This is a genomic window from Inquilinus sp. (assembly GCF_057815775.1).
In genome coordinates this window covers 1-3,512 of sequence record NZ_JBYRFX010000079.1, presented here as the reverse complement: position 1 = coordinate 3,512, position 3,512 = coordinate 1, and the positions used below count along the sequence as shown (strand labels likewise).

Here is a 3,512-nt window from a genome sequence, read left to right as displayed (position 1 = left end):
GCTTTCTACGGCGAGGCCCACCGCCGCGGAGTCGACTCGATGGCGTCACGCAGTTTCTGGTCCGGCTATCTCAAGCTCAGCCTGGTGACCTGCCCGGTGGAGATGACACCGGCCGTCACCCAGTCCGAACGGGTGCGCTTCCACACCCTGAACCAGGCCACCGGCAACCGCGTGGTCAGCGAGTATGTCGACTCGGTGTCCGGCAAGGCGGTGGCCGATGACGACCAGGTCCGCGGCTATCCCGTGGCCGAGGACGAGTATGTCGTGCTGGAGGATGACGAGCTCGCCGCGGTGGCGCTGGAAACCACCCGCACCATGGACATCACCACCTTCGTGCCGCGCGCCGCGGTCGGGCTGCTGTGGCGCGACCGGCCGCATTACCTCGCGCCGAGCGAGCCGGTGGGGGAGGAGGCGTTCAGCGTGATCCGCGAGGCGATGGCCTCGACCAAGACCGTCGGCCTGTCCAAGCTGGTGCTGTACCGCCGCGAACGGCCGGTCATGATCGAGCCGCGGGGCCTGGGCATGGTGGTCTGGACCCTGCACCGCAGCGACGAGGTGCGGGACGAGGCCACGGTGTTCCGCGGCGTGAAATCGGTGGCGCCGTCGAAGGAGGCGCTGGCCCTGGCCCTGTCGGTGATCAAGGAGCGGCAGACGGAGTGGAGCGACACGCTGCTCGACGACCGGGTCCAGGCCGCTTTGCAGAAGATCATCGCCCGCAAGAAGAAGGGCGGGAAGGCAGCGGCGCCGAAGCCCGAGGCCGAGCCGCGGGAATCCGGCAAGGTCATCGACCTGATGGACGCCCTGCGCAAAAGCATCGAGGCCGGCAAGCGGAAGCGGTGACGTTTCCGGGGGCGTGCGACCTACCTTCTACTCTCCCCCTCCCCCCGCGGGAGGGGGTCGGGGGAGGGGGTGTCGATGACGGGAGGCGGCGCGGAGTTCTGGACGTCTGCTGCGAGGCTTCTGGTCTTCACTCGGCATCCGCTCTGACGGTGCCAGACCCCTCCCCCTACCCCCTCCCGCAAGGGGAGGGGGAGAGTGGAATTGGGTCAACCCGCCTTGCGCTTCGGCGCTGGCTTCTTGGCAGCCTTACCCTTGGCGGCGGCCTTCGCTTTGCCCTTCGCAGCACCCGCACTCTCCCGCAGGGCTTCCATAAGGTCGATCACCTGGCCCTTCGGCTTCGGCCGCGGCTTGATCTTCTCGCCGCGCTGCTTCGCCCGGATCAGCTCGGTCAGCGCCGTTTCGTACTGGTCCTCGAAGCTGTCAGGCTCGAACGTGCCCTTCTTCTTGCCGATGATGTGCTTGGCCAGGTCCAACATCTCGCCGGCGATCTTCATCTTCGGGATCGCGGCGAAGGCATCGGCCTCGTCGCGCATCTCGTATTCGAAATGCAGCAGGTTGGCCAGGAAGCCCGGGCCCTCCGGGCATAGCATCACCACACGGTCGCGCCGGAACAGCACGGTGCGGCCGATGCCGACGACGCCGGCCTGGTCCATCGCGGCGCGGATCACGCCGAACGCCTCGGCCCCGACCTGGTCCGACGGGGCCAGGTAGTAGGGCCGGTCGATGGCGACGCGGTCGACCTGGTCGCGCGGCACGAAGGCCTCGATCTCTATTGTCTTGGTGCTGTCCGGGATCGCCGCCTCGATCTCCTCCTCGGTCAGCACGATGTGGCGGTCGTCGCCGAGCGGATAGCCCTTCACCTGCTGGTCGCGGTCGACCGGCTTGCCGGTCTCGGCGTCGACGAATTGGCGCTTCAGCCGGTGGCCGGTGCGCCGGTTGACCATGTTGAAGTGGATGTCGTCGCCGTCGCTGACGGCCGTGTACAGGGCGACCGGGCAGGACAGGAAGCCCAGCTTCAGCATGCCCTTCCAATTCGCGCGCGGTGCCATGGTGCCCCCGGACTCCGATCAGCCTCTTCCCGCAACGGCCGAGGCGGCCCTATCGTTCCAGAGCCAGCCGGAACCGGCGGCGGGCCGGGCCCGTTGCTCCGGCAGAAGCGGGAGGTGCCGGTGGCCAAGGCCAGCCTGTCGACCTACAGAACCAAGCGCGATTTCACCCGGACCGCGGAACCGAGCGGCGCCGATGACGTTGCCCCGTCCGAGCGCCTGCGCTTCGTCATCCAGAAGCATGCGGCGACGCGGCTGCATTACGACCTGCGGCTGGAGCTCGACGGCGTGTTCAAATCCTGGGCGGTGACCAAGGGGCCGTCGCTCGACCCGCATGACAAGCGGCTGGCGGTGGAGGTCGAGGACCACCCGCTGGATTACGGCGATTTCGAAGGCACCATCCCCAAGGGCCAGTATGGCGGCGGCACAGTGCAGCTGTGGGACCGCGGAAGCTGGGCGCCGGAGGGCAACGCCACGCCGGAGGAGGCGCTGGCCAAGGGCGACCTGAAATTCACCCTGGACGGCAAGCGGCTGCACGGCAGCTGGGTGCTGGTGCGGATGAAGCACGACCGCACCGGCGGCAAGCGCACCAACTGGCTGCTCATCAAGCATCGCGACGAGCACGCGGTCGAAGGCGACGGCGACGCCGTGCTGGCCGAGGACCGCTCCGTCGCCTCGGGCCGCGCCATGGCCGCCATCGCCGCCGGCAAGGGCCGCGGGCCGAAGCCGTTCATGACGGCGGGATCGGCGCCGGCCGAGGCCGATGCGGTCTGGCACTCCACGCCCAAGGGTGCCGCCAAGGCCAAACCTGCCCGCAGGAAGCGGGCACCGGACGCCTCCGCCATGCCGGAATTCATCCCGCCGCAGCTGTGCCAATCGGTCGAGCGGCCGCCCGCCGGCCGCGGCTGGGGCCATGAGATCAAGTTCGACGGCTACCGGCTGCAACTGCGGGTGCAGGACGGCGCCGTCACGCTGAAGACCCGCAAGGGCCTGGACTGGACCAGCCGGTTCCAGGCCATCGCCGATGCGGCCAAGGGCTGGCCCGACTGCATCATCGATGGCGAGGCGGTGGCGCTGGACGACCATGGCCACCCCGATTTCGCGGCGCTGCAGGTCGCGCTGTCGGAGGGCAAGAGCAAAGACCTGATCTTCTTCGCCTTCGACCTGCTGTTCGAGGGCGATACGGATTGGCGCGACGAGCCGTTGTCCAAGCGCAAGGCGCGGCTGGAGGAGCTGCTGCGGGAGCAGGGGGCCGACACCACCTCCACCCTGCGCTACGTCGCGCATTTCGAGGAATCGGGCGACGCGGTGCTGCAATCCGCCTGCCAGTTGAAGCTGGAGGGCATCGTCTCCAAGCGGCTGGATGCGGCCTATCAGTCGGGCCGGACCGACCGCTGGACCAAGGCGAAATGCCGGGGCGGGGAAGAGGTGGTGATCGGCGGCTGGTCCACCACGGGCAGCCGGTTCCGCTCGCTGCTGGTCGGCGTCCGCCGCGGCGGTCATCTCGTCCATATCGGCCGGGTCGGCACCGGCTATGGCGCGGCCAAGGTCGCCAAGCTGCTGCCAAAGCTGCAGGCGGTGGAGGCGAAGACGTCGCCCTTCACCGGGCCGGGCGCGCCCAAGGGC

The 3,512-nt window shown here is 69.0% G+C and carries 3 protein-coding genes; 2 read left to right on the top strand and 1 reads right to left on the bottom strand.

What is annotated here, in order from left to right; all coding sequences use genetic code 11:
- Positions 1–840 (top strand): non-homologous end joining protein Ku (gene ku / locus AC3XYG_RS03065; protein ID WP_489138341.1); only part of this gene is annotated, 840 nt, incomplete at its 5' end.
- A gap of 206 nt (positions 841–1,046) precedes the next feature.
- On the opposite strand, the gene ku (AC3XYG_RS03060) is transcribed toward ku (AC3XYG_RS03065), so the two are convergent.
- Entirely contained in the window at positions 1,047–1,889 is an 843-nt protein-coding gene (ku, locus tag AC3XYG_RS03060; protein WP_489138340.1) for a non-homologous end joining protein Ku, read from the bottom strand.
- A gap of 120 nt (positions 1,890–2,009) precedes the next feature.
- Between ku (AC3XYG_RS03060) and ligD the strand changes: the two genes are divergently transcribed.
- On the top strand, positions 2,010–3,512 hold a 1,503-nt coding region (ligD, locus tag AC3XYG_RS03055; protein WP_489138339.1), incomplete at its 3' end, for a non-homologous end-joining DNA ligase.

Coding starts and splice junctions, on each gene's coding strand:
- ku (WP_489138340.1), bottom strand. CDS start 1,889: ATGGCACCGCGCGCGAATTGGAAGGGCATGCTGAAGCTGGGCTTCCTG.